Origin of the sequence: Bradyrhizobium uaiense (genome assembly GCF_010811875.1) — a bacterium.
GTDB classification, from domain to species: Bacteria; Pseudomonadota; Alphaproteobacteria; order Rhizobiales; family Xanthobacteraceae; genus Bradyrhizobium; species Bradyrhizobium uaiense.
Map to the genome: position 1 here is coordinate 1 of NZ_VKHP01000660.1, position 281 is coordinate 281.

General features: G+C 65.1%; 1 protein-coding gene. It reads right to left on the reverse strand.

All coding sequences use genetic code 11. The annotated features are described in order from the left end of the window. The coding region (locus tag FNJ47_RS46970) for a hypothetical protein (protein ID WP_163163605.1) at positions 1 to 281 on the reverse strand (281 nt) is incomplete at both ends.

Consider the following 281-nt stretch of genomic DNA (forward strand, 5'->3'; position numbering starts at 1 on the left):
TACCCGACATTGCCGGGATCCAGGATCGTCACCAGGTTGGACAGCGCAATGGTCTGGCCAGGGGTCGCGGTGCTGAAGTTGTGCACCGTGACCGTCGGATTCGGGACCGAGACCGCAAACTGCTGCCAGCTACCCGCCGTGCCGTTCTGAATGAGCTGCGCCCACAGCGTATCGGTGCCGGCTGACGTCCCGGCATCGAACACCACATTGGCACCCGACGGCACATTGATCGCGTGGCCTGCGGTCTGCGCCACGCCGTTGATCAGGAACTCGCCGCCGGC